Here is a 23842-nt window from a genome sequence, read left to right as displayed (position 1 = left end):
CGGGTGGCCCCCGCCGGAAACCACGCGAGGAGCAACGATGTTCGATTTCGATACCGTCCTGGAGAGCACCACCCCGGCCGATGAGCTGGAAGAAGTGGTGATGGGCTTAATCATTAACTCAGGGCACGCGCGCAGCCTGGCCTACACCGCGCTGAAACAGGCTAAACAGGGTGATTTTGACGGCGCAAAAGCGCTGATGGAGCAATCAAGGCTGGCGCTCAACGAAGCACACCTGGTGCAGACTAAACTGATTGAGGGCGATCAGGGCGAAGGCCGGATGAAAGTGAGCCTGGTGCTGGTGCATGCGCAGGATCATCTGATGACATCAATGCTGGCGCGCGAGCTGATAACGGAACTGATTGAGCTTCACGAAAAACTGAAATAACAAGGAGTGAATAATGCAGCCTTCGATCAACACGCTGGGGATCAAAACCGTTCACGAACAGCAGTTGTTTAACGGTAAAAATTTCCATGTGTTTATCTACAACAAGACGGAGAGCGCCAGCGGGCTGCATCAGCACGACTACTACGAATTCACGCTGGTATTAACCGGCCGCTATTACCAGGAGATTAATGGTAAGCGCGTGCTGCTTGAACGCGGTGATTTCGTTTTTATCCCGCTGGGTTCGCACCACCAAAGTTTCTATGAATTTGGCGCGACGCGGATACTCAATGTGGGGATCAGTAAACGCTTTTTTGAACAGCATTATCTTGCCCTGCTGCCATTTTGTTTTGTCGCCTCGCAGGCCTACCGCGCCAGCAGCGCTTTTCTGAGCTATGTGGAAACCGTTATCGCCTCACTCAATTTCCGCGAAACCGGGCTGGACGAATTTATCGAGGCGGTGACCTTTTATGTCATTAACCGCCTGCGCCACTACCGTGAAGAGCAGGTGGTGGATGACACACCGCAGTGGTTAAAAACCACCATTGAATCAATGCACGATAAAACGCAGTTTGGCGAAAACGCGATGGAAAATATGGTGCAGCTGGCGGCGAAATCGCAGGAGTATCTGACCCGCGCCACCCGGCGTTATTACCGCAAAACGCCGATGCAGATCATCAATGAAATCCGCATAGATTTCGCGAAGAAGCAGCTGGAAATGACCAACTATTCGGTCACCGATATTGCTTATGAGTCGGGTTACAGCAGCCCAAGCCTGTTTATTAAAACATTCAAGAAAATGACCTCATTCACCCCCAATAGCTACCGAAAAAGGTTAACGGAAATCAACCAGTAACGGCGTGCGGGCTGAACGTTTTACACCACCGTGTCTGACACGAAGGGAGAAATCATGAAGCAGAAATTAAAAGTCGTCACCATCGGCGGCGGTAGCAGCTACACCCCGGAATTACTGGAAGGGTTTATTAAGCGCTACCACGAACTGCCGGTCACCGAATTATGGCTGGTCGATGTTGAGGACGGAAAAGAGAAGCTGGATATTATTTTCGATCTTTGCCAGCGCATGATTGATAAAGCCGGCATCCCGCTAACACTGTTTAAAACGCTGGACCGCCGCGAAGCGCTGCGCGAGGCAAATTTTGTCACCACGCAACTGCGCGTCGGCCAGCTTAAAGCCCGTGAGCTGGATGAGCGTATTCCGCTAAGTCACGGTTATCTGGGCCAGGAAACCAACGGGGCGGGCGGGCTGTTTAAAGGCTTGCGCACCATTCCGGTTATCTTCGACATCATCAAAGATGTCGAGGAGATCTGCCCGGATGCGTGGGTGATTAATTTCACCAACCCGGCGGGAATGGTCACAGAAGCGGTGTATCGCCACACCGGTTTTAAAAAGTTTATCGGCGTGTGCAATATTCCGGTCGGCATGAAGATGTTTATTCATGACGTGCTGGGTCTTAGCAGTAGCGATGATGTTGCCATGGATCTGTTTGGCCTTAACCACATGGTGTTTATTAAAGATGTGCTGGTTAATGGTGAATCGCGTTTTGCGGAGCTGCTCGACGGTGTGGCCTCCGGCAGGCTGAAAGCCTCCTCGGTGAAGAACATTTTCGACCTGCCGTTTAGCGAAGGGTTGATCCGCTCACTCAACCTGCTGCCCTGCTCTTATCTGCTCTATTACTTTAAGCAAAAAGAGATGCTGGCGATTGAGATGGGCGAGTACTACAAAGGCGGCGCGCGGGCGCAGGTGGTACAGAAAGTCGAAAAACAGCTATTTGAGCTGTACAAAGATCCTGAGCTGAAGGTGAAACCGAAAGAGCTTGAGCAGCGCGGCGGCGCGTACTATTCCGATGCGGCCTGTGAAGTGATCAACGCTATCTATAACGACAAGCAAACCGAGCACTATGTGAATATTCCGCATCACGGGCATATCGACAATATCCCGGCGGACTGGGCGGTAGAGATGACCTGTACGCTGGGGCGCAACGGCGCAACACCGCACCCGCGCGTCACCCACTTTGATGAGAAAGTGTTGGGGCTTATCTACACCATTAAAGGTTTTGAAGTGGCGGCCAGCAAAGCGGCACTCAGCGGCGAGCTGAACGATGTCTTGCTGGCGCTGAGCCTTAGCCCGCTGATCCACTCCGATCGCGACGCGGAAATTCTGGCGCGTGAAATGCTGCTCGCCCACGAAAAATGGCTGCCAAACTTTGCCAGTACCCTTGCGCAACTGAAAGCTGAACATCATTAACCGGGACGGGCTATGGAATGCTTATTGATTGTTAACGCGGATGATTTCGGTCTCAGCAAAGGGCAAAACTACGGCATTATCGACAGCTTTCGCCATGGTGTTGTCACCTCAACGACCGCGCTGGTCAACGGCGATGCGGTGGAGCATGCCGCCGGGCTGAGCCAGCGCGAGCCCTTGCTCGGCGTCGGCTTGCACTTTGCGCTGACGTTAGGTAAACCGCTGACGCCCATGCCCGGACTTACGCGTGACGGGCAACTGGGGAAATGGATCTGGCAGATGGCGCAGGCGGATGCGCTACCGCTGGAAGAGATAGCCGGTGAACTGGAAGCACAGTATCAACGGTTTATCGCCCTGTTTGGCCGGGAACCGACGCATCTGGACAGCCATCACCATGTGCATATGATCCCGCAGATCCTGCCCATCGTCGCAGCGTTCGCCGCACAGCGCGGCGTGGCACTGCGCATCGATCGCCCTGCGTTGCCGCCAGATTTCGGGCTACCCGCCTCACTGCGCACGACCCAGGGTTTTAGCAGTGCGTTTTACGGCGAAGCGATTTCCGAAGCGCTCTTTTTACAGGCTCTGGATGCATCTAACGCACGAGGGGAAAGCTCGCTGGAGATCATGTGCCACCCGGCGTTTATCGATAACACCGTGCGCCAGAGTAGCTACTGTTACCCGCGCTTAACGGAACTGGAAGTACTGACCTCACAGTCGTTGAAATATGCGATTGCCGAGCGCGGCTACCGGCTGGGGAGCTTTCTCGATATTTAACCCACGCGTTGCGGCGCACTTTTGCGCCGCAACGTTGAGCTGTTACCACCACACTTCGGCCTGAACGCCCACCGCTAGCTGATCTTTTTTCTGGTCGCCAAACTGGAAATGGCTGATGCCATTATCCTGCGCGCGAAGATACGTCGTATAAAAACGGATCTCCGGTCGCGAAGCCAGCAGGCTGGTGTCGACTTTCAGCGCGTGGTAGAGCGTGGTTTTATAACCCTGCTCATGATAGTTCACGCCCTGCTGCTTGTTGGTCTGCGTAAACCATCCCAGCTCCACCCCGGTCTGGTTATAGCTGTCCCAAATCCACGCCGGGCGCACCACCGCACGGAAGCTGTGATAATCCGTATGCGCGCCGGTATCGTAACTGTAAATATCGTTACCCGCCGAGTAGATCAGCGCATGCGCCATTACCACGTGGGAGAACGGGTACGCTTCGCCCTGCGAGATCAGGCGAAACGCTTTACCGTAGCTGTGCTCGCCATAGTAGTTGTCGCCATAACCATACGTTGGGCTGGGGCCAAATGGCTGAGCAAAGCCGCTGGCGAGCGAGTTATCCGCCGCCTGTACGGTAAACTCCTCAAAACCGCCCGCGCTAAGCGCCTGGCGAACAACCACACCGGCCAGCCACGCGTCTTTAATGCTGTAGTAACTGCCGTTATCCTCACGGTTTTTATAGGTGTCGGATTTGTTTGCCACCGAATAACGGGCAAGCAGAGCCAGCGTCGCGTTATCCCACAGCGGGATGTTGTTGTAGCGCACATCAAGCGTATTGGTATTCACCTGCAGCGCCTCGCTGGCGGCAGGATAGTTCACCGCATGGGCATTCAAATCCTGACGCACCAGCGCGGCATTGATCTGCCCTACGCCAAGTTGCCAGTTTTCAATGCCCACACCCGCGCCGCTCTCGGTGAGGTGGCTTTTCCAGTCCAGCATCTGGATTTCATATTTCGGTAAGTTGTGTTTACCGACCCAAAAGTCCGCTTCCGGCGCAAAGGGGAGAAACCCTTTTGTGGTCAGGTAAATATCAGAAAATTGCAGTCGGCTTTCTGCATCTTTATCAAACCAGGCGTCGCCATATTGCTCACCCACATTGCCGTCGAACAGCACCACCGCATGGGCTGTTTTTCCATTCTGGTCGTAGACGCGTTGTTTGAATTGCAGATCGAACCACGAGGAATATTCATTCCCAAATCGTCCGACGGATCCAACGGCATAAGGTTGTGGCGATCCATGACTGGCAGCGCCCCAACCGGAACGAAGATAGCCGGAATAGGTAAAACCGATATCTTCTTTGACAAAGTTGCTAATTTCTTTCAACGTTGGCGCTGTTTTTTCCGCTGCGGTATTGTTTGTGATTTGTTTATTAACGACCGTCGTTACAGGTTTATTACTTTTATTTTCGGATTCAGTTTCCTGATACTGTTTTAATGCCGCTTTGGTCTGTGATAATTCAACGGCATTTTCCTGTAACTGTTTTTCCAGCTGTGCCAGGCGCTGTTCAACCGTCAGGCTTTGCGACCAGGCATTACCGCAGATGGCCGGGATAAACAGCACAAGCAATGTTTTCTTCATTGAAAATTCCCTTTGTAAATAGCAAGCAAATAAGTGAGTGGCATGCGTTACGTGAATAAATCCGCTTCTTCATAAATAAAAACCATGAAGAAGCGGGAGAACGCTTAATAAGCAAAATTCTAATTATTATCTCAAATATTCCCTGGAGATGACGCAGAGGTGCTACATCGATAACAATAGTCATGCAGAGCGAATATGGGTGTCCACTGTGAATTCCACTCTATTTGATCTATCTCGCAAAATTAATGCGAAAACAAAAGGATATTACATTGTTCTGTAAACGGCATTCCTAACAGGAAATAATATAATCCTAAAGTTTTATTTTATTATTAACCTGTCATTTAAAAGACTCAGCTAATAATAGTGATAAATGGATTACGTAACGTGAAGGATTTATAGAGGCTTTATGAAATATCAGGAAATATAAGCAGCGTACTGGAATAAAAAACAGGGATAACTGCGTTGCGGCCAATATAACCATCCTGAAAAAATCCACGTGCCACCGTGGATTTTTCGCCAACGCTTAAATCCAGTCCTCTACCGCGCCATCGAGCGGACGCAGCGGCGGCGTAATCCGTTCAATCTCCTCTTCAATATCAAATTCTGTGAGATCCTCCGCCGTGGCTAACAAAAAAGTCTGGCCTTGCGGGGAGATCCATTCAGAGATGAAATATTGCTCCTTGCGTGACAGCTCGATTTTCTGCTGCCCTTCCCGGTCGAAAAATTGCCCGTAACGCTCATCATGCTTTGATAAGTTCAGCCCCATGGCCGGGTAAACACCGCGCCACACCTCGCCATGATGCTTTCCACCCAGCACCAGGTACTCCTGCATAATCTTCTTGCTCATCCGCGCTCCTCACCATGCTGTTTCTTTTAAGCGTAGACAACTCTCCGCCCGCCCTTTGAAAAGCGCACGCGACAAGCCTGAGGCTTGCAGTGAAAACAACACGGTGACAGACGTCACCAGATGTCCCAAATCACGCCTATAAACGTCATTTAAGACATGCAGGGTTTGCTTATGATGCTTCCATCGCATTCATTGCTGAACCCAAGGAGTCTCTCATGACCATCGCTACACAACCGCACAAAGGCACGGCTGTTATCACCGGCGCATCAACCGGTATTGGCGCGATTTACGCCAACCGCCTGGCCAGAATGGGCTATGACCTGATTATCGTCGCCCGTAACCAAAACCGCCTGAACCAGATGGCCAGCCACATCACGGCGGATACCGCCCGCAATGTGGAAGCCGTCGCCGCCGATTTAAACGATGCCCAACAACTGCGGGCGCTGGAAGCGAAGCTGCGTGAGGATGCCAGCATCACGCTGCTGGTGAACAACGCCGGCGTTGGGACACACACGCCGCTGTTATCCAGCGATGTTGATCAGATGGAGGCGATGATTAACCTCAACGTTACTGCCCTGACCCGCCTCACATACGCGGTCGTTCCCGGTTTTGTGGCACGCGGCGCGGGCGCCATTATCAATATCTCCTCGATTGTCGGCATCGCACCGGAACTGCTGAACGGGGTCTACGGCGGGACGAAAGCCTTTGTGCTGGCGTTTAGCCAGTCGCTGCATCATGAACTGGCGGAGAAAGGCATTCAGATCCAGGCCCTGTTACCCGGCGCAACAGCAACGCCTTTCTGGGACAACGGCGGTTTGCCGCTGGAACAGCTGGATAAATCCATTGTGATGAGTGCTTACGATCTGGTCGACGCCGCACTGGTTGGCTTCGCCCAGGGTGAGCTTGTCACCATCCCCTCACTGCACAACGACGCGGACTGGCAGGCAATGGAACAGCGCCGACAGGCCATGCTGCCCAACCTCTCCAGCAACGTACCGGCTGAGCGCTACCGCCCGGCTACCACGCACTGAACATCCATTTCAAACCGAGGGCTTTCTTTATGAAACTGACAGGCAATACGATTTTTATTACCGGCGGCACTTCAGGCATTGGCCGCGCGATGGCGGAAAAATTTCACCAGTTGGGCAATAAAGTGATCATCTCCGGACGGCGAAAAGCGCTGCTGGATAGCGTCACAGAAGCCAACCCAGGCATGGATTCCGTGGTGCTGGACGTCACGCAGGCCGCAAGCATCAAAGCGGCGGCGCATGAGGTGCTGTCGCGCTACCCGGCGCTGAACGTGGTTATCAACAATGCGGGCATTATGCCGTTCGACAACCCCGCCGGGGAACTTGATGACGCGATGGCCACCACGCTGTTAGACACCAACTTGTTAGGCCCGGTGCGGGTAAGCGCGGCGTTTATTGAGCATCTGAAAAAGCAGCCGGACGCGGTACTTATCAATAACAGTTCGATTCTGGCGTTCTTACCGCTCGTCAGTAACGCGCTCTATTCAGCGACCAAAGCCGCGATCCACTCCTACACCTTGTCCCAGCGCTTCCTGTTGAAGGATTTTGGCATCAAGGTTATTGAAATTTCGCCGCCGTGGGTGGATACCGACCTGATCTATAAAAGTGGCGACACCCGTGCGATGCCGCTGCCGGACTTTATCCAGCAGACCTTCGACAAGCTGGGCACCGATACCATTGAAGCCATTGTCGATAGTGTGCTGCCCGCGCGCACCAACCCTGGTGCGAACGAACATGAGATGGTCAACGCCTTTAACCAGGCGATGGTGGACAACCCGATCCCTGTGGCGTAATCGAATTGCGGGGCCTGGGCCCCGCAGCGGGAGTGAATGATGAATAATCGGTTATCTCTGGCGCAACGACGCGCGCTGTGGGCGCTGAGCCTGGCGTATTTTATTCAGGCCACAGGGGCGCTATCGGTAGCGGGCAGCCTGGCCGCCATCTCCCATGAATGGGGGTTAAGCGATGGTCAAAGCGCGCGTTTACTCGCTATTTTCGGCCTGACCTTTGCCATCAGCGCACCGCTGGCGCAGGTGTTTCTGGGTCATATGATGCGCAAATACCAGGTGCTGGCCGGGATGCTGGTGTTCGGCCTCGGGGCGTTTATTTTCGCCATCGCCCCCGATTACACCGCGCTGGTTATCTCCCGTGTGGTGATGGGGCTGGGCGCATCGCTGATTGGCCCGGTGCTGGTGGCGCTCGGCGCGGAACTCGTCACACAACATGAACGCGGCAGCGCTATTGCCACGATCCTGCTCGGCGTCTCCATGGCGAGTATGGTCGGCATTCCGCTGGCGGCGTGGATCGCAAATGGTTGGGGGGCAAGAACGTTATTTGCCCTTGTCGCGCTGGTGAGTGTGCTGACCGCGCTGGCCGTCTGGTTCTCGGTGCCGAACATCGTTAAAGGGGTGGACATCCGTTTACGCCAGGTGGGACAGGTATTAATGGATGGCAAATCGCTGGCGGCATTTTTGGTGGTCTTTTTCATTACCTCCGGCGTGTATGACATGTATGCCTTTATTTCGCCGATGATCCGCGATCGCTGGCAGGGCGATACCGCCAGTGTTTCGGTTGCGCTGACGGTGATTGGTGTTGCCGGGATTTTGGGGAACTTGTTTGTTGGCCGCGCCGCACGCCGTTATAGCGCCGAACGGTTACTGGTCACTGGCATCACTATGCTGGTGCTGGATATGCTGCTGCTTATGATCCTGCCCGGTAAGCTGGCGCTGCTCTATTTGTTACTGGTGCTGTGGGCGTTTTCTACCGATCTTCTGTGGCCAACCCAGCAGCGGCGGATTGTCGAGATCGCGTCGGCGGCGACACGCGGGATCTCGCTCGCCCTGACCAGCGCATTTATGTTTTGCGGCATTGGTTTTGGCTCGGCGGTCGCTTCATGGCTCTATCCGCTGTTCGGCTTTTATGGTGTGATGCTAAGCGCAGTCCTGTTTTTACTGTTGGCGCTTATCAGTTTATGGATCTCTGAACGATTACGCGTTCGGAGCCAGGCTTTGCAGGCCGCCAGCGCATGTTAAAGGGTGTCGCGATGCACAAAATTGGATTACTTATTTCCGACCATTTTCAGATGCTGGCGCTGTCCACCTTGACGGTGTTTGAGTTCGCCAACATGGTTGCCGGTGAAGCGTTTTATCAGCCAACGGTCTACTCAGAATTCGGCGGCACTGTTTATTCCTCATCCGGTATTGGCGTCGAGTCCCGAGCGCTGGAAAGCGTCACGCAAATCGACACCTGGCTGGTCGCGGGTGTGCTGTCGCCCGTGGATGAACCGGCCAGCGCTGGCATTGTTCACTTTCTGCAAACCACCGCGTTACAGGCGCGCCGCATCGCGGGGATCTGCACCGGCGCATTTGTGCTGGCGCAGGCAGGTTTGCTGGAGAAAAAGCGCGCCACCACGCACTGGGCGCATGCCCGAAGCCTGGTGCTGCAACATCCTGACGTTCAGCTTGAAGACGATCGTATTTTTATCATTGATGATCGTATCTGGACGTCCGCCGGAATGACGGCCGGGCTGGATATGGCGCTCGGCATGGTAGAAAAAGATCTGGGTGCTGAGGCAGCCCGTGTCGTCGCGCACCGGCTGGTGATGAATCAACGCCGCTCCGGCGGGCAGACGCAACACTCTGAAATGCTGGCGCTGGCACCGCGCTCGGATCGGCTGCAAAGCGCGCTGGAGTACGCCCGCAATAATCTAAAAAAAGCGCTGACGGTGGAACTGCTGGCCGATGCGGTTCACGTGAGCGCCCGCCAGCTCAGCCGCCTGTTTCGCCAGGAGACGGGTAAATCGCCAGCGAAAGCGATTGAAGGATTACGGCTGGAAGCGGCGAGGCTGATGATTGAGCAAAGCCGGCTTTCGCTGGATACGATTGCCCGTGAAGCCGGTTTTCGCGATCGTCGCCATATGCGGGAAGTTTTCGTGCGTGGTTACGGTATCCCGCCGCAGTCGCTGCGCACCGGCCGCTGAGGTTTCATACCGATTTTCATTCCTGCGGTGAAAGAGCTAATGCCAGAAACGGGTTTTTTATGCTGCCAGGCGGCGTAGACTAACCTGAACTTTCTCATGAAATCAGGAGTATAAAATGAACGATACCGTAACGGTTGTTGCGACCATTACCGCCCATGCCGGTAGCCGTGAAAAGGTGGCCGGGGCGCTTAAAACCGTTGAACGCGATGTGCAGGGCGAACCGGGTTGTCTCTCTTATCAGCTACACGTCAACCGTGAAAACGACCACCAGTTCGTGATGATTGAGCGCTGGGCATCGGCAAAAATGCTCGAGCAACACAGCCAAGCCGCGCCATTCAGGGCGTTAGTCAGCGCCATTGACGGGCTCGCCGATCTTAACGTCATGACCCTGAGCAGCGGTGCTTAATCATTGATGGTTTTCAGTGAGCAAAATCTTTAAACGGGTTGGCGATTTTTGCCAGCCCGTTTTTGCATGCACAGCCGCTATGGCTGAGGCGTTAGCAGATGGGTTCGGCGTTTTCGGTATTGCGCGGGGCTCACACCATACAGCCGCTTAAACCCTTTCGAAAACGAGGACAGCGAAAGAAACCCGCATCGTTCGGCGATGGCGTCGATAGTTAAACCCGCGTGCGTAATGAGTAACTGCGAGGCCATCGCCATACGCAACCGGGAAAGCCACGCCTGCGGCGTAAGCGGATAGCTGCGGGCAAAATAGCGGGCAAATGTCGCGCGGGATAAAAAGCATCGTTCGGCCATGGTTTCCAGAGTCCACGGGTGCGCAGGATCGGCGATGACGGCCAGCAACGCGGGAGCAAGCCGTTTATTGCTCATCAGCCTGAGCAGACCGGCGGGCGGCTCATGTAGTGCGAGCAACAGACGCAAGATCAGCGCCAGCAGCGTATCGGCCAGCCCTTTGGCAATCGTCGCATTCCCCGGCAACGAACCGAGACTTTCCCGCACCAGCATCATCAGCAACATTTCCAGTTCAGGACACGCCTGCCAGTGGTTTGTTTGCAGATGGATAAGGTGGCTTTCATGGGCAAACAACCAGCCGCTGTGCGGGCCAAAATCAAATTCACCGCACAGCACTTCCACCGCCGCGCCCTTCGCCGGGCTTCGGACTTCTGTCAGGATGCCGTTGTCATGCTTTAGCGCCGGAACAATCTGCCCCCACTCGACCAGGCTCTGAAGCAGATGCGGCGAACCGTGGGGAAGCAGGAGCACATCGCCTGCGCACACATCCACATTTCTGCCTTCTACCACCAGCCTCGCTTCGCCGTGCAAAACCACATGCCAGGGCACCACGCCAGGCGCGAGTTGTTGATGGTCGGCTTCCCACCGCCCGGCAAAGCGGCAGTGGAGGTTTACAGCGCATAGTGGCGCCAGCATCGCAAGCAGTTGGCTGAGGCTATCCACACTTCCCTCTGAGACGATAAGACAAAAAATAGAGACGATGTATAACAGTTACCCGCAAGCTATCTCCCTATGATGAGCACATCGCCGATACGGCGGAACCCATACACTGACAGGAGATAATCATGAGCCGTTTAACATCCATTCAACCCGAAAACGCTACCGATAAAACCGCCGATCTTTTCGGTGCCATTAAGAAAGCGATGGGTAAAGTACCTAATGCCTACCAGACCATTGGCATTGCCCCGGATATGCTTGCTCAGGCGTTACAACATAATGCCGCACTGGCAAAAAGTTCGCTGAATAAAAAAGAGCTGGAAGCAATCAACTTACTGGTCAGTGAAATTTCCGGCTGTGACTACTGCCTGGCCGCGCATACGTTAACAGGAAAAATGGCGGGTTATAGCGTGGAACAAACGCAACAGCTGCGCCGTGGTGAATTCCCTGAAGATGCGCACATTGACGCGCTGCTGAAATTCGTAAAAACCGTGGTCACCGCGCACGGCACGCTGCCGGCAGAAAAGGTTGAATCACTGCGCAGCGCCGGTTTCGCGGATCGTCAGATTGTCGAGATAATCAGCGCCATCAGCGCCATTCTGTTTACCAATATGATTAACCGCGTCAACGACACGGTGGTGGATTTCCCGCAAGCCGCCGCACTGTAACGCTCAGCCAGGCTTCCCCATTATGCGGGAAGCCTGGTTTTTCTTCCCGTTTCCCGGCCCCATACGTCGTTATCATGCCGCCCTGGCAGAGCGATCGCGAACCACAACCACAAAAGACTCACTCATACCTTTCGCGATAATGAACATCCCTGACCAATGAGCACGATGTACGTTATGCGATCATCTGCTGAGTGCAAAAACGCCCATGACTAACGCAACGGCGAGTTAAAAAACCGGGAGCTGGTCGGCGAGTTTTACTCATTTTCCAGCCAGTCAATGAAGAACTGGGTGAAGGCGGTAACCGGCAGCGACTGCAACCGTCGCTGTGGATAGACAAATTGCAGCCCGACATTTTTTTTATCAAAGCGGCTGAACCCAATAAAACTTTCAGCAAACAGCAGGTGCAGCCTCCCCTGTTCCACATCGCGCTTTACATCCCACCATGACTTGCTGGCAATCCCCGCATCCGCCAACACCCACTGGCGGAGTAGCGCGCCATCGTCGCATACCATGGCTGGGGTAAAGCGTACTGCGCTCTGTTTACCGTCATGCTCAAAACGCCATTCGTTCATGGCCATTCCGCGCAGTTCCAGCGCTAGGCATCGGTGGCTGTGCAAATCCTCAATAGCCGCTGGTGTGCCTGCCGTCCGGAGATAGTTAGTGGAAGCGACCAGTACCCTGTGATTCGGGCGGATATTTCTGACGACCAGGCTGCTGTCTGGCAGGTTTCCGAAGCGAATGCTCATGTCCAGACGATTGGCGACCAGATCGGCGACATTTTCGCCCAGGTATACCGAGCTTTTCACTGCCGGATGCAGCCGGGAAAAATCAAGCAGGGCCGGGCTGAGATACTGTCGGCCAAAATCGGAGGGGGCCGAAATGCGGATATTACCGCTGAGCACCCCTTCTTTTTGCGTAAGCAGTGACTCAGCATGGTTCATTTCATCCAGTACGCGCAGTGCCGCGTGATAGAACTCCTCACCCGCACGCGTCATGGTAATAGCGCGGGTGGAGCGGTGGAATAGCCGGGTCTGATAACGCTCTTCAATCGCCTTCAGCCTTGCGGTCATGGTTGCCGGCGAAAGCCCCATCCGGCGACCGGCGGCCGAAAGCCCGCCCGCCTCCACCACGGTAACCAGCAGTGCCATATCTTCAAGCTTTCCCATTATTCAGTAATCCTGAAAAGAGAATCATATTTTAATGCCATTATCAAAATATCTGACGCCGCGTAAAGTGCTTTTAAAGATTCATTACGGGGGACAGAAAATGGGAAATCGTACACTTTTTGAGAGCTACCACCTGAAGGCGCTCAGCCTGAAAAACCGGATCGTGATGGCGCCGATGACGCGGGCGCGGGCGTTACAGCCGGGAAACGTTCCTTCCGCATTAATGGCGGCTTACTACCAGCAGCGTGCCAGCGCGGGATTGATCATTACCGAAGCCACGCAGATTTCACCTCAGGGACAGGGGTACTCCTGGACACCTGGTCTGCACTCCGCTGAGCAGGTTGAAGGATGGCGGCTCACCACCGAAGCCGTTCACCGTGCAGGCGGGATTATCTTCTCCCAGCTCTGGCACGTTGGGCGCATGTCATATGCGGGTTTCCATAAAGACGGCAAACCGGTCGCGCCGTCTGCGCTCGCGCCCGATGCCCAGGTATGGGTGGTGGATGAGCAGGGTGAAGGACATATGGTCGACTGTCCGGTGCCGCGGGCACTTGAGCATGCCGATATTCAGCAGATCATTGCTGATTACCGGCAGGCCGCAGTAAACGCCATTAACGCCGGTTTTGATGGTGTTGAGGTGCACGGCGGTAATGGTTATCTGATCGATCAGTTTCTTCGCCGGACATCAAACAAACGTACCGATGAGTATGGCGGCAGCCTGGCTAACCGGATCCGTTTCGCACAGGAGGTGCTGGAAGCCATCAGCGACGCTATCGGCAATACGCGCACGGGCATACGCCTTTCCCCGTTCATCACCCAGCGCGGAATGAACGATCCGCAGGTGATTGACGCGATCCTCGCGCTGGCGGCATGGTGTGAAAAGAGAGGTATCGCCTATATCCACCTGGCAGAGGCTGACTGGGACGATGCCCCGCAGGTGCCTGATGATTTTCGTCAAACATTACGCGCCACCTTCAGCGGCACGCTTATCGTCGCCGGAAATTATACCCAGGACAAAGCGGACAAACTCCTTAAGGCGGGTCTGGCCGACCTGATTGCCTTTGGCCGTCCGTTCATTGCCAACCCTGACCTGCCGTACCGGCTCAGGAATCACCTTCCCTTAGCGGTCGTAAACAATCCCGCCACGCTCTTTGGCGGCAGCAGCGCAGGCTATACCGATTATCCGATCTACAAAACCGACGAGGCGTAAAGTGATGGCGAAAAAAACATTAATCATCGGCGGGGCTTCCGGTATTGGCTTTGCTGTGGCCCGCGCGCTGGCTGAACAGGGAGGAAGCCTGATCCTTGCCGGAAGGAACAGTGAAAAGCTGGCGCGAGCCAGAGAATTGCTGAGCCAGAAAAGCGCATCTGTGGATACTGTCGTCCTTGATATCAGCAAAGAGGAGGAGGTGATCCAGCTTAGCCAGACGCTCGGAGAGGTAGATAACATTATTGTGACGGCGGGATCGCATGCACCAAGCGGGGTGCTCACGTCACTGAATCTGAACGAGGCCCGGCTGGCTTTCGACACCAAATTCTGGGGCAGCATCCATGTTGCCAGGCATCTGAGTAAAAATATCCACGCCCGGGGCACCCTGACGCTGACCAGCGGCTTTGTTTCCCGCCGCACTGTTGCGGGCGCTATCGTCAAAACCACCATGAACGCGGCGCTGGAGTCAGCCGTTAAGGTGCTGGCGAAAGAGCTTTCTCCGCTGCGCGTAAATGCGGTGAGCCCGGGGCTGACAGATACCGAGGCGCATGCAGGCATGGAGCCTGCTGCCCGCGAAAAAATGTTGCTGTCTGCCGCTGAAAATCTGCCGGCAAAAGCCTTCGGGCGGGCGGAGGACATCGCAAAAGGCTATCTGTTCGTGATGGACAATCCCTTTGTCACCGGAACCCTGCTGGATATCGAAGGCGGCGCGCTAATTAACTAAACCTCACGTTTATCTGCGGGCGGCTGAAATGCGCCCGAATCACCTGTTTCTCTGAGGCTAAATAAAGGATCTTTTTATGAATAAGTTAAGGTTTTACTCTTCCCGGCTGGCGACGCTTATGCTGCTTCCTGTGACCAGCGCTGTGTTTTCTGCACCGCTTGAGCTGGTCAAACCCCATGAATTGATTGCGGAAAGCCACTTATCATCCGCCCGCGTGGCCGCGCTTGAAACCGTTGCAAGGCGTTACGCAACATTCTGGGATACCGGCGATGAAGCCCTGGCCCGTGAGGCGCTGGCCGATAATTTTGTCGATAAGACACCGCCTGAAGGCCGCAAACAGGGACCGGAAGGCGCGCTTCTGGCTTCCCGCGCCTTCCGCACCGCCGTCCCGGATCTGCGTTGCGAGGTTGAGCAGATGATCGTTGCAGGCGATCGAGTCGTATCGCACCTTCATTTCCGCGGACATTTCACGGGAACCTTCGGCAAACTGAAAGGTAAAGGCCAGCAGGTGGATTTTATCGCGACGGATATCTACCAGGTCAGGAACAATAAAATTATCGCGAACTGGCATCTTGAAGATAATCTGACCCTGATGAAACAACTGGGTGCGTTGTAAATGGCTGCCGGGGAAGGATGATGCTGTCAGGCAGTAGGGCAAGGGTTGGGATATTTCATTAAACACCAGCACTTATTTTAAGCCTGCCGAAAATGGCAGGCGAAAGCGGTTATTCCTGATGATGCCTGAATAAGCTGCGGGTGCAGAGGCGTGCCGTGAAAACGATGCCGCCTGTTAAAGCCGGGCTACTGTCACCCGTAGGTTCAACGGGCTTCACCAACTACTCACTTTTGCGCGCTTCACGGATACTGCGAGCCGGTGGCTGACCGAACATGCGCGAATATTCACGTGTAAACTGCGTCACGCTCTCATAGCCCACGCCGTGGGCAGCGGTGCTGATCGCGGCGCCTTGCGCAAGCATACGTCTGCGAGCTTCAACCAGACGCAACTGTTTTTGAAATTGCAGTGGAGTGAGCGTAGTGACGTTGCGAAAATGCGTGTGAAATACCGAAATACTCATCCCCGCTGCATCGGCCAGTGTTTTGATTCGCAACGGCTGATCGTACTTAGTCCGGATAATCTCGATAGCCCGGGCGATCCGGCGGGCATGGCTATCAATATTTCCCAAGGCGCGCATAGATTTGCCATAGCGGCCGGACAGCAGCCAGTAATGCAACTCGCGCACTAACTGGCGACCCAGCATTTTCAACGCGTGCGGTCTGTCGAGCAATTTCAGCAGGTGTAACGCAGCGTCTGCAACGTCCTCTTCGATCTGGTCAACCCTTACAGGCAAATCCGGCATTACCTCCAGTTTTTCCATATCGCCAACCAGTTCGGTAATCACAGCGGCGTCAAGTTCCACGACCAGTGAATAATATGGGGCGGCAGCGCTGGCGGTGATAACCTGGCTGACTGTCGGCACATCCATAGTAACCAGCAAAGACTCCCCCGCGCCGAAATCGAACGTATGACTGCCCATCGTCACGCGCTTGCGCCCTTGCAGCACAAGTGCCACCAGCGGCTTAGTAATGGCGAACTGCAACAAGGAAGGTGCGGCCTCGCTTAAGATAAACACCCCCGGAATGGGGGTTGTTGCCACACCGTCTTTATTGAGGTGCGCGTCGGCATATATCCGCGCCACCCGCAGGAGCGCCGCCATCGTCTTTGCACCGTCAGATTCGTCAGTGCCAGAGACGCATTCTTCAGGTAATCGGGTCATCGCTGTCATATTTTTAGGCTAATAAATGTAATTTTAGCGTGCGCTAATCTTAGTGCAATTCTGGAAGAAGAGAAAATTCAAAATTATCAGGCAAATTTTCGCGATTATCGGGCAACCTAAAATGCGCTGTGATGGATAGTATTTTATCTCCACATATCAGGAGATATTTTATGACAACCATTTCTCTTGTGACCGGTGCCAGTCGGGGCCTTGGTCGTAATACTGCACTGAACATTGCCCGCCATGGCGGCGATGTGATCATCACCTATCGTAATGGTAAAGAAGCTGCGGATGCCGTGGCGGCTGATATCCAGTCCCTTGGTCGTAAGGCAATTACCCTTCAACTGGACATGCGCGACGTGTCCTCCTTTCGCGATTTCGTGGCCGCCGTCAGCGCAGCATTGAAAGACACTTGGGGGCGCGATACGTTCGACCATCTGATCAATAACGCCGGGCATGGTGAAATGGCCGACTTCGTGAATACCACAGAAGAGCAGTTTGACGCGCTCTTTGACGTCCACGTGAAAGGCGTATTTTTCCTGACGCAGTCACTTCTGCCGATCCTGGCCGATGGCGGACGGATCATTAATTTCTCATCGGGTCTGACGCGGGTGTCATTCCCTGGGTTCTCGGCCTACTCGGCGGCTAAAGGCGCGGTGGAAGTGCTCACCGTTTATATGGCTAAAGAGTTGGGCAGCCGCGGCATTACCGTCAATGCCATTGCGCCAGGTGCTATCGAAACGGACTTCCTGGGAGGCGCTGTACGTGACATTCCCGATTACAACAAAGCCTTTGCAGGCATGACTGCGCTTGGTCGCGTGGGACTGCCTGATGATATCGGTCCGATGATTGCCAGCCTGTTGGGTGAGGACAACCGATGGGTCACTGGACAGCGCATTGAAGTTTCCGGCGGGCAGTCGATTTAATCTCACGGGGATAGATTCCACTCCGGGTGGGATCTATCGTTTCTCCTGTCTGTCATCAGCATTTTTTAATGCCTGAATCGATTATTGGTTCTCTTGCGGTGACGTTTGCGGATGCCTGGTTATCAAGCGTCACGCTATCTGAAAAACCATCCTCCAGAACCCGTAAACACCGCAAACGCCATAAGCCCCATCCACTGGCATAAAAAAACAGCTTACCCAGCTTTGTAAATTGCTGAGAGCGGGTTTCGCTGCTGAGGATCAGTTCGGTCTTATGAAAATATGCGCGAATAGTTGTTTCCCGCTCATAGCATGCATGATGCTTTCCAGTCGATCGCTATGGCCGCGGATAGATAAAAAGTTATGGCATGAACCGGACAGAGAGCTAAAAGCGCAAGATCTGCCTGGGCGGGATACATACCGTACGGCTGGCGACACGTAAACCACGATTTTCGCCAATATCCGCATTATCTTTGTCACCTGGCTTCATCATTTCTATCGCTTTAAACGACAGTGGCTTTGCCTCTTGTTTTCCTGCCATAAAGACTCCGTTATCATGCTCCCCACGCCTTTATGAAGCGAAATGCAGGATTTCATGAGATCCAATGAGACAAAGTGAAACTCAATGAGAACAACAAACATCACTAACTCATTAAAATTTAAGAAAATGGACATCATAAACTGATGAGTACACTAGAGAATTTCGACGCGCATACGCCAATGATGCAGCAGTATCTGAAACTGAAAGCACAGCACCCGGATATTCTGCTGTTCTACCGTATGGGCGACTTCTACGAGCTGTTTTACGACGACGCCAAACGCGCCTCGCAACTGATGGACATTTCACTGACCAAACGCGGTGCGTCTGCCGGTGAGCCGATCCCGATGGCGGGTGTGCCGCATCATGCGGTGGAAAACTATCTGGCGAAGCTGGTGAGCCTGGGTGAATCGGTGGCGATTTGCGAGCAGATCGGTGATCCCGCCACCAGCAAAGGGCCGGTAGAACGCAAAGTGGTGCGCATTGTCACACCTGGCACCATCAGCGATGAAGCGCTGTTGCAGGAGCGCCAGGACAACCTGCTCGCCGCCGTCTGGCAGGACAGCAAAGGCTTTGGCTATGCGACGCTGGATATCAGTTCCGGGCGTTTTCGCGTTAGCGAACCAGCGGATCGCGACACCATGGCCGCCGAACTGCAACGCACCAATCCGGCGGAATTGCTCTATGCGGAAGATTTCGCGGAAACCGCGTTGATTGAAGGACGTCGTGGTTTGCGCCGCCGCCCGCTGTGGGAGTTCGAAATCGACACCGCGCGCCAGCAATTAAATATGCAGTTCGGCACGCGGGACCTGGTCGGTTTTGGCGTCGAGAACGCACCGCGCGGTCTGTGCGCCGCCGGTTGCCTGCTGCAATATGTGAAAGACACGCAGCGTACCGCCCTGCCGCATATTCGCTCCATCACCATGGAACGCCAGCAGGACACCATCATTATGGATGCGGCGACGCGCCGAAATCTGGAGATCACCCAGAACCTGGCGGGCGGTGTCGAGAACACGCTGGCCTCGGTGCTCGACTGCACCGTCACGCCGATGGGCAGCCGTATGCTCAAACGCTGGCTACATATGCCGGTGCGCGATACGAAAGTGCTGACCGAGCGCCAGCAAACCATCAGCGCGTTGCAGGAACACACCAGTGAGCTGCAACCGGTGCTGCGTCAGGTGGGCGATCTGGAACGTATTCTGGCGCGTCTGGCGCTGCGCACTGCCCGTCCACGCGATCTGGCGCGCATGCGTTACGCTTTTCAGCAATTACCGGAACTGCGCAGCCAACTGGCGGACATCGACAGCGCACCGGTACAGGCGCTGCGTGCAAAAATGGGCGAATTTGTCGAGTTACGCGAACTGCTGGAGCGCGCCATCATTGAAGCGCCACCGGTGCTGGTGCGCGACGGCGGCGTGATTGCGCCGGGCTATAACGCCGAGCTGGATGAGTGGCGCGGGCTGGCAGATGGCGCGACCGATTATCTCGACCGCCTCGAGATCCGCGAACGTGAGCGGCTGGGGCTGGATACGCTGAAAGTGGGGTATAACGCGGTGCACGGCTATTTCATTCAGATCAGCCGTGGGCAGAGCCACCTGGCACCGATTCACTATGTGCGCCGTCAGACCCTGAAAAACGCTGAGCGCTACATTATTCCGGAACTGAAAGAGTACGAAGACAAAGTTCTGACCTCCAAAGGCAAAGCGCTGGCGCTGGAAAAACAGCTGTATGACGAACTGTTTGATCTGCTGATGCCGCATCTGGCGGATTTGCAGCAGAGCGCCGCCGCGCTGGCCGAGCTGGATGTGCTGGTCAACCTGGCGGAGCGTGCTTATACCCTGAATTACTGCTGCCCGACCTTCAGCGAAAAACCGGGCATTCGCATTAGCGAAGGCCGCCATCCGGTGGTGGAGCAAGTGCTGAAAGAGCCGTTTATCGCCAACCCGCTGAACCTGTCACCGCAGCGCCGGATGTTGATCATTACCGGTCCGAATATGGGCGGTAAAAGTACCTATATGCGCCAGACCGCGCTGATTGCGTTGCTGGCCTATATCGGCAGCTTTGTTCCGGCGCAAAAGGTGGAGATCGGGCCAATCGATCGCATCTTTACCCGCGTCGGCGCGGCGGATGATCTGGCCAGCGGGCGTTCCACGTTTATGGTGGAGATGACCGAAACCGCTAACATCCTGCATAACGCCACGGAAAACAGCCTGGTGCTGATGGACGAAATTGGCCGCGGGACATCAACGTACGATGGCCTGTCGCTGGCGTGGGCGTGTGCGGAAAATCTGGCGAATAAGATCAAAGCGTTGACGCTGTTTGCCACCCACTATTTCGAGCTGACGCAACTGCCGGAAAAAATGGAAGGCGTGGCGAATGTGCATCTCGATGCGCTGGAGCACGGCGATACCATCGCCTTTATGCACAGCGTGCAGGATGGCGCTGCCAGTAAGAGCTACGGCCTGGCAGTCGCCGCGCTGGCGGGGGTGCCCAAAGAGGTGATCAAGCGCGCGCGCGGTAAATTGCGCGAGCTGGAAAGCCTGTCGCCGAGCGCGGCAGCTACGCAGATCGACGGCACGCAAATGTCGCTGCTGGCGGCACCGGAAGAGACAAATCCGGCGGTTGAAGCGCTGGAAAACCTCGATCCGGACAGCTTAACGCCGCGCCAGGCACTGGAGTGGATCTACCGTCTGAAAAATCTGCTGTAACCCCTCTTCCCTCTCCCGCTCGGAGAGGGATTTTCCCTTATTCGTCAGCCATGCCGACATCTCCGGTTCAGTATCAAACCTTAGCTGTGTCATGCAAAACGCACGTCTGCAACGGCGCAGCGGTTCGCGATGACCATGCATTCAGCCGCCTTTTACCGGTAATCACTTGCCTGGATGGACATAGGGTGTCTCGCACTTTATTAACGGTGCCGGTCTGTTTTCCGCAGAGCCTCTGGATGCCACATTATCAGGTCTTTTAAGCGTGCCTGATGAGCTAAAAAGCCGGGGCAGCACTAAGCCAGACGAGCACGCAAAAAATCCACAAACGCGCGGACTTTGGCCGGCTGATGCTGCGCATCCGCGTACACGGCATAAACTCCCTGCTGCGCGAAGCGGTATTCCGGCAACAGATGAACAAGCCGGTGACTGTCCAGCGCCGTTTGCACCAGCCATAGCGGTAACAACGCCACACCGCAACCGGCCAGCGCGAATGCCATTAACGCCTGCGCGCTATCGGCGGATAGCCGCGCTGGCGTGGTGATTTCCAGCGTTTCGCTGCGCCCGCTGGCATCGGTAACCTGCCAGCGCAGCGGTGTGTTTAAGCGCTCATGAATGATCCACTCCGCCTTCGCCAGCGATTGCAGCGAGGTCACAGGATGGGCGCGCAGCCATTCGGGCGTTGCCACTGGCACAATCGCGAAGCGTGAAATCAGCGCGGCGTGGTAGCGCGAATCCGCCAGCGATCCTAAGCGGATCGCCACATCAAAACGTTCTGAAATCAAATCATTATGCTGAGACGAGGCCACATGGCGGATGCGTAAACCGGGATGATCCTGACCGAACGCCGCCAGCACCGGAACCACAACCTGTGCGCCATACTCCGGCGTGCTGGTGATCCGCAGCTCACCGCATAAACCTACGTGGCTTGCCCGGACGTCATCTTGCAAGGACTCTGCGGCATTGAGCAACTCAACGCCGCGCTGATAAAACACACGCCCCGCATCGGTTAGCGTTAGCCGCCGCGTTGAGCGCAGCAGCAAGGTTACGCCGAGCTCATTTTCAAGCTGGCGGATATTAAAGCTGACCACCGCTTTGGTTTGCCCAAGTGCAACGGCAGCCGCGGTGAAACTGCCGGTATCGACCACGGCAACAAAGATAGCCATACGCGATAAATTGAGCATCGGGGTTCCATCATTGTAAAAATAATTTTGACAGTATATCGCCCGGCGCGCCGTTTATCCCGCCCCATGGCTCCGCTACATTACGCCTCCACACAGGAGGGCAGAAAATGGTGTATCGCAACAAGGTCGCGGTGGTATATCTGCTGGGCTTTTTTCTCGACGTAATCAACATGTTTATTGCCAGCGTAGCGTTTCCGGCGATGGCGGTTAGCCTGCAGGCGTCGGTTTCTGCGCTGGCATGGGTCAGCAACGGCTATATGGCCGGTTTAACGCTGGCAATCCCGTTTAGCGCCCGGCTAACCAGACGTTTTGGCGCTCGACGCGTCTTTATCTTTTCACTGCTTGTATTTAGCGCAGCGGCGATGGCGGCAGGTTGCGCTAACTCCGCTGGCAGCCTGATTTTCTGGCGCGTGCTGCAAGGCACAGGCGGCGGGCTGCTGATCCCGGTGGGACAAGCGTTAACCTGGCAACAATTTGAGCCTCATGAACGCGCCAAAGTCTCTTCCGCCGTGATGCTGGTCGCACTGCTGGCTCCCGCCTGTTCGCCCGCGATCGGTGGCGTGCTGGTACAGTCTTTTAGCTGGCGTTGGATTTTCTTCGCCACGCTACCTGTTGCGCTGCTAACGCTGCTGCTCGCGAGCCTGTGGCTAAAAGACGAGCCTGTGGCAGGCGGGTCGTCGCGCCTGCTGCATTTACCCTTACTGCGCAATTCACTGCTGCGCTTCGCCATGCTGATTTATCTCTGTGTGCCGGGGATGTTCATCGGTGTGAGTGTGGTGGGCATGTTTTATTTGCAGCGCATCGCCGGGATGTCGCCAGCAATGACCGGTGCGTTAATGATCCCGTGGTCGCTGGCGTCTTTCGCCGCGATCTGTTTTAGCGGCCGTTATTTCAACCGCCTTGGCCCGCGACCATTCATCATCACCGGGTGTTTATTTCAGGCTGTCGGAATGCTGATGTTGACGGGCGTTACGCCAGAGACGCCTGCCAGCGTCGTTACCGCAGCATTTACCCTGATGGGTGCGGGTGGGAGTTTGTGCAGCAGCACCGCGCAGAGCAGTGCCTTTTTGACGATTCCCCATCATGAGATGCCCGATGCCAGCGCGCTGTGGAATCTTAACCGGCAACTGAGCTTCTTCCTCGGGACAACCTTGCTGGCGTGCGTGTTGAGCGCATTGCAGCACCTGTTTTCCCCTTTACTGGCCTGGCGCGGCACGTTTATTACCGCTGCCGCCTTTTCCTTGTTACCGCTGGTGGCCGCCCTGCGACTGAATAACCAACAAACTCTGCACTATCTGTATCAGGAGAAACCATGAAAGCCTATGTTACTGAAATTATTGACGCGCATATCGCCATCGAAAACTGGCTCAGCCGGGGTGAAGGCGAGCTGGAGGCATTGATGGCGCGCTTTGCCGGAAACTTTTCCATGGTGACGCTTTCCGGTGCATCTCTGGACTACGCGGCCCTTACCGGTTTTTTCCAGGCGCAGTGCGGTAGTCGAGCAGGGCTGAAGATCGTGGTCGATAACATCGAACCGCTGGCGGAGTGGGAGGATGGCGCGGTAATAGGCTACCGGGAAACACAGGGCGAACATGTGCGCTGTTCGACAGTGGTGTTTCAATTTCAGCAAGGACGCGTGTTGTGGCGTCATTTGCATGAAACGGCGCAGGCAGCGTGACGGTGG

23 protein-coding genes and 1 pseudogene are annotated in these 23842 nt (G+C 55.1%); 17 read left to right on the top strand and 7 right to left on the bottom strand.

From position 1 onward, the window contains the following. Positions 1-37: 37 nt before the first annotated feature. From chbA to chbG, 4 genes are read left to right on the top strand one after another with little or no spacing between them, the layout of a single operon-like run. A complete protein-coding gene (gene chbA / locus RT644_RS05695; RefSeq protein WP_160268850.1) occupies positions 38-385 on the top strand; it encodes a PTS N,N'-diacetylchitobiose transporter subunit IIA in 348 nt (115 codons plus the stop codon). A gap of 13 nt (positions 386-398) precedes the next feature. Continuing rightward, the gene (chbR, locus tag RT644_RS05690; RefSeq protein ID WP_017459239.1) at positions 399-1238 is read left to right on the top strand and encodes a transcriptional regulator ChbR; all 840 of its coding nucleotides are present in this window, start codon (positions 399-401) and stop codon (positions 1236-1238) included. A gap of 54 nt (positions 1239-1292) precedes the next feature. Further along, positions 1293-2648 (top strand): 6-phospho-beta-glucosidase, encoded by a 1356-nt coding sequence (locus RT644_RS05685; RefSeq protein ID WP_020455003.1) that lies wholly within the window; start codon positions 1293-1295, stop codon positions 2646-2648. A 12-nt stretch (positions 2649-2660) separates the two neighbouring features. Beyond that, positions 2661-3419: a chitin disaccharide deacetylase gene (gene chbG, locus RT644_RS05680; protein ID WP_313626113.1), complete on the top strand. Its 759-nt coding sequence runs from the start codon at positions 2661-2663 to the stop codon at positions 3417-3419. A 42-nt stretch (positions 3420-3461) separates the two neighbouring features. Here the strand turns inward: chbG and RT644_RS05675 are convergent, their stop codons facing one another. Together RT644_RS05675 and RT644_RS05670 are read right to left on the bottom strand one after the other, a co-directional pair. Continuing rightward, positions 3462-5000 (bottom strand): carbohydrate porin, encoded by a 1539-nt coding sequence (locus RT644_RS05675; protein ID WP_313626112.1) that lies wholly within the window; start codon positions 4998-5000, stop codon positions 3462-3464. A 523-nt stretch (positions 5001-5523) separates the two neighbouring features. Further along, complete coding sequence (locus RT644_RS05670) at positions 5524-5847, bottom strand: hypothetical protein (protein ID WP_017459235.1); 324 nt, start codon at positions 5845-5847, stop codon at positions 5524-5526. Positions 5848-6062: 215 nt separating this feature from the next. Between RT644_RS05670 and RT644_RS05665 the strand changes: the two genes are divergently transcribed. The 5 genes from RT644_RS05665 (at position 6063) to RT644_RS05645 (ending at position 10261) form a co-directional block, all read left to right on the top strand. After that, a complete protein-coding gene (locus RT644_RS05665) occupies positions 6063-6878 on the top strand; it encodes an SDR family oxidoreductase (protein WP_313626111.1) in 816 nt (271 codons plus the stop codon). Between the two features lie 29 nt (positions 6879-6907). After that, on the top strand, positions 6908-7669 hold the full coding sequence (locus tag RT644_RS05660; protein ID WP_313626110.1) for an SDR family oxidoreductase: 762 nt from the start codon (positions 6908-6910) through the stop codon (positions 7667-7669). A 39-nt stretch (positions 7670-7708) separates the two neighbouring features. Beyond that, positions 7709-8908 carry an MFS transporter gene (locus RT644_RS05655; protein WP_313626155.1) on the top strand — a complete coding sequence of 400 codons (1200 nt, stop codon included), beginning with the start codon at positions 7709-7711 and terminating at the stop codon, positions 8906-8908. A gap of 11 nt (positions 8909-8919) precedes the next feature. Then, positions 8920-9855: a GlxA family transcriptional regulator gene (locus RT644_RS05650; protein WP_020455009.1), complete on the top strand. Its 936-nt coding sequence runs from the start codon at positions 8920-8922 to the stop codon at positions 9853-9855. A 115-nt stretch (positions 9856-9970) separates the two neighbouring features. After that, positions 9971-10261, top strand: a complete 291-nt coding sequence (locus RT644_RS05645; protein WP_017459230.1) for a putative quinol monooxygenase — start codon at positions 9971-9973, stop codon at positions 10259-10261. Between the two features lie 77 nt (positions 10262-10338). Here RT644_RS05645 and RT644_RS05640 read toward each other — a convergent pair whose 3' ends face one another. Beyond that, positions 10339-11271 (bottom strand): AraC family transcriptional regulator, encoded by a 933-nt coding sequence (locus tag RT644_RS05640; protein ID WP_313626109.1) that lies wholly within the window; start codon positions 11269-11271, stop codon positions 10339-10341. Between the two features lie 122 nt (positions 11272-11393). Here RT644_RS05640 and RT644_RS05635 point away from each other — a divergent pair, with 122 nt between their 5' ends. Further along, entirely contained in the window at positions 11394-11933 is a 540-nt protein-coding gene (locus tag RT644_RS05635; protein WP_313626108.1) for a carboxymuconolactone decarboxylase family protein, read from the top strand. A 254-nt stretch (positions 11934-12187) separates the two neighbouring features. On the opposite strand, the gene RT644_RS05630 is transcribed toward RT644_RS05635, so the two are convergent. Further along, positions 12188-13099, bottom strand: a complete 912-nt coding sequence (locus RT644_RS05630) for a LysR family transcriptional regulator (protein WP_313626107.1) — start codon at positions 13097-13099, stop codon at positions 12188-12190. Positions 13100-13199: 100 nt separating this feature from the next. Between RT644_RS05630 and RT644_RS05625 the strand changes: the two genes are divergently transcribed. The 3 genes from RT644_RS05625 to RT644_RS05615 all read left to right on the top strand — a co-directional run bounded on the left by RT644_RS05625 (position 13200) and on the right by RT644_RS05615 (position 15649). Beyond that, positions 13200-14309 (top strand): alkene reductase, encoded by a 1110-nt coding sequence (locus tag RT644_RS05625; protein ID WP_313626106.1) that lies wholly within the window; start codon positions 13200-13202, stop codon positions 14307-14309. Positions 14310-14313: 4 nt separating this feature from the next. Further along, a complete protein-coding gene (locus RT644_RS05620) occupies positions 14314-15033 on the top strand; it encodes an SDR family oxidoreductase (protein WP_313626105.1) in 720 nt (239 codons plus the stop codon). A 76-nt stretch (positions 15034-15109) separates the two neighbouring features. Continuing rightward, a complete protein-coding gene (locus tag RT644_RS05615) occupies positions 15110-15649 on the top strand; it encodes an ester cyclase (protein WP_313626104.1) in 540 nt (179 codons plus the stop codon). A 220-nt stretch (positions 15650-15869) separates the two neighbouring features. On the opposite strand, the gene RT644_RS05610 is transcribed toward RT644_RS05615, so the two are convergent. Next, a complete protein-coding gene (locus tag RT644_RS05610; protein WP_313626103.1) occupies positions 15870-16748 on the bottom strand; it encodes an AraC family transcriptional regulator in 879 nt (292 codons plus the stop codon). 230 nt (positions 16749-16978) lie between these two features. On the opposite strand from RT644_RS05610, the gene RT644_RS05605 reads away from it, so the two are divergent. Then, positions 16979-17734: an SDR family NAD(P)-dependent oxidoreductase gene (locus RT644_RS05605; protein WP_313626102.1), complete on the top strand. Its 756-nt coding sequence runs from the start codon at positions 16979-16981 to the stop codon at positions 17732-17734. A 427-nt stretch (positions 17735-18161) separates the two neighbouring features. Here RT644_RS05605 and RT644_RS05600 read toward each other — a convergent pair. Further along, positions 18162-18272: pseudogene (locus RT644_RS05600) on the bottom strand (DUF4102 domain-containing protein); the annotation flags it as partial. A gap of 143 nt (positions 18273-18415) precedes the next feature. Between RT644_RS05600 and mutS the strand changes: the two are divergent. After that, positions 18416-20977: a DNA mismatch repair protein MutS gene (gene mutS / locus RT644_RS05595; protein ID WP_269231838.1), complete on the top strand. Its 2562-nt coding sequence runs from the start codon at positions 18416-18418 to the stop codon at positions 20975-20977. Between the two features lie 293 nt (positions 20978-21270). On the opposite strand, the gene RT644_RS05590 is transcribed toward mutS, so the two are convergent. Beyond that, entirely contained in the window at positions 21271-22158 is an 888-nt protein-coding gene (locus RT644_RS05590) for a LysR family transcriptional regulator (RefSeq protein ID WP_313626101.1), read from the bottom strand. A gap of 107 nt (positions 22159-22265) precedes the next feature. On the opposite strand from RT644_RS05590, the gene RT644_RS05585 reads away from it, so the two are divergent. Beyond that, on the top strand, positions 22266-23474 hold the full coding sequence (locus tag RT644_RS05585) for an MFS transporter (RefSeq protein WP_313626100.1): 1209 nt from the start codon (positions 22266-22268) through the stop codon (positions 23472-23474). After that, positions 23471-23836 (top strand): DUF4440 domain-containing protein, encoded by a 366-nt coding sequence (locus RT644_RS05580; protein WP_313626099.1) that lies wholly within the window; start codon positions 23471-23473, stop codon positions 23834-23836. Before RT644_RS05585 ends, RT644_RS05580 begins: the two co-directional genes overlap by 4 nt. Positions 23837-23842 lie beyond the last annotated feature (6 nt).

This window comes from Kosakonia sp. (genome assembly GCF_032104925.1).
Taxonomy (GTDB): domain Bacteria; phylum Pseudomonadota; class Gammaproteobacteria; order Enterobacterales; family Enterobacteriaceae; genus Kosakonia.
Note: the sequence above shows the minus strand (reverse complement) of the source record. Positions and strands in the feature narration are given on the sequence as shown.

Bases quoted from the DNA above. Each gene is read 5' to 3' on its own strand.
- RT644_RS05670 (WP_017459235.1), bottom strand. From the start codon at position 5,847: ATGAGCAAGAAGATTATGCAGGAGTACCTGGTGCTGGGTGGAAAGCAT.
- RT644_RS05635 (WP_313626108.1), top strand. From the start codon at position 11,394: ATGAGCCGTTTAACATCCATTCAACCCGAAAACGCTACCGATAAAACC.
- RT644_RS05620 (WP_313626105.1), top strand. From the start codon at position 14,314: ATGGCGAAAAAAACATTAATCATCGGCGGGGCTTCCGGTATTGGCTTT.
- RT644_RS05585 (WP_313626100.1), top strand. From the start codon at position 22,266: ATGGTGTATCGCAACAAGGTCGCGGTGGTATATCTGCTGGGCTTTTTT.
- RT644_RS05675 (WP_313626112.1), bottom strand. From the start codon at position 5,000: ATGAAGAAAACATTGCTTGTGCTGTTTATCCCGGCCATCTGCGGTAAT.
- RT644_RS05630 (WP_313626107.1), bottom strand. From the start codon at position 13,099: ATGGGAAAGCTTGAAGATATGGCACTGCTGGTTACCGTGGTGGAGGCG.
- RT644_RS05610 (WP_313626103.1), bottom strand. From the start codon at position 16,748: ATGGCGGCGCTCCTGCGGGTGGCGCGGATATATGCCGACGCGCACCTC.
- RT644_RS05605 (WP_313626102.1), top strand. From the start codon at position 16,979: ATGACAACCATTTCTCTTGTGACCGGTGCCAGTCGGGGCCTTGGTCGT.
- RT644_RS05590 (WP_313626101.1), bottom strand. From the start codon at position 22,158: ATGCTCAATTTATCGCGTATGGCTATCTTTGTTGCCGTGGTCGATACC.
- RT644_RS05615 (WP_313626104.1), top strand. From the start codon at position 15,110: ATGAATAAGTTAAGGTTTTACTCTTCCCGGCTGGCGACGCTTATGCTG.
- RT644_RS05650 (WP_020455009.1), top strand. From the start codon at position 8,920: ATGCACAAAATTGGATTACTTATTTCCGACCATTTTCAGATGCTGGCG.
- RT644_RS05685 (WP_020455003.1), top strand. From the start codon at position 1,293: ATGAAGCAGAAATTAAAAGTCGTCACCATCGGCGGCGGTAGCAGCTAC.
- chbG (WP_313626113.1), top strand. From the start codon at position 2,661: ATGGAATGCTTATTGATTGTTAACGCGGATGATTTCGGTCTCAGCAAA.
- RT644_RS05660 (WP_313626110.1), top strand. From the start codon at position 6,908: ATGAAACTGACAGGCAATACGATTTTTATTACCGGCGGCACTTCAGGC.
- RT644_RS05645 (WP_017459230.1), top strand. From the start codon at position 9,971: ATGAACGATACCGTAACGGTTGTTGCGACCATTACCGCCCATGCCGGT.
- RT644_RS05655 (WP_313626155.1), top strand. From the start codon at position 7,709: ATGAATAATCGGTTATCTCTGGCGCAACGACGCGCGCTGTGGGCGCTG.
- RT644_RS05665 (WP_313626111.1), top strand. From the start codon at position 6,063: ATGACCATCGCTACACAACCGCACAAAGGCACGGCTGTTATCACCGGC.
- RT644_RS05625 (WP_313626106.1), top strand. From the start codon at position 13,200: ATGGGAAATCGTACACTTTTTGAGAGCTACCACCTGAAGGCGCTCAGC.
- chbR (WP_017459239.1), top strand. From the start codon at position 399: ATGCAGCCTTCGATCAACACGCTGGGGATCAAAACCGTTCACGAACAG.
- mutS (WP_269231838.1), top strand. From the start codon at position 18,416: ATGAGTACACTAGAGAATTTCGACGCGCATACGCCAATGATGCAGCAG.
- RT644_RS05580 (WP_313626099.1), top strand. From the start codon at position 23,471: ATGAAAGCCTATGTTACTGAAATTATTGACGCGCATATCGCCATCGAA.
- chbA (WP_160268850.1), top strand. From the start codon at position 38: ATGTTCGATTTCGATACCGTCCTGGAGAGCACCACCCCGGCCGATGAG.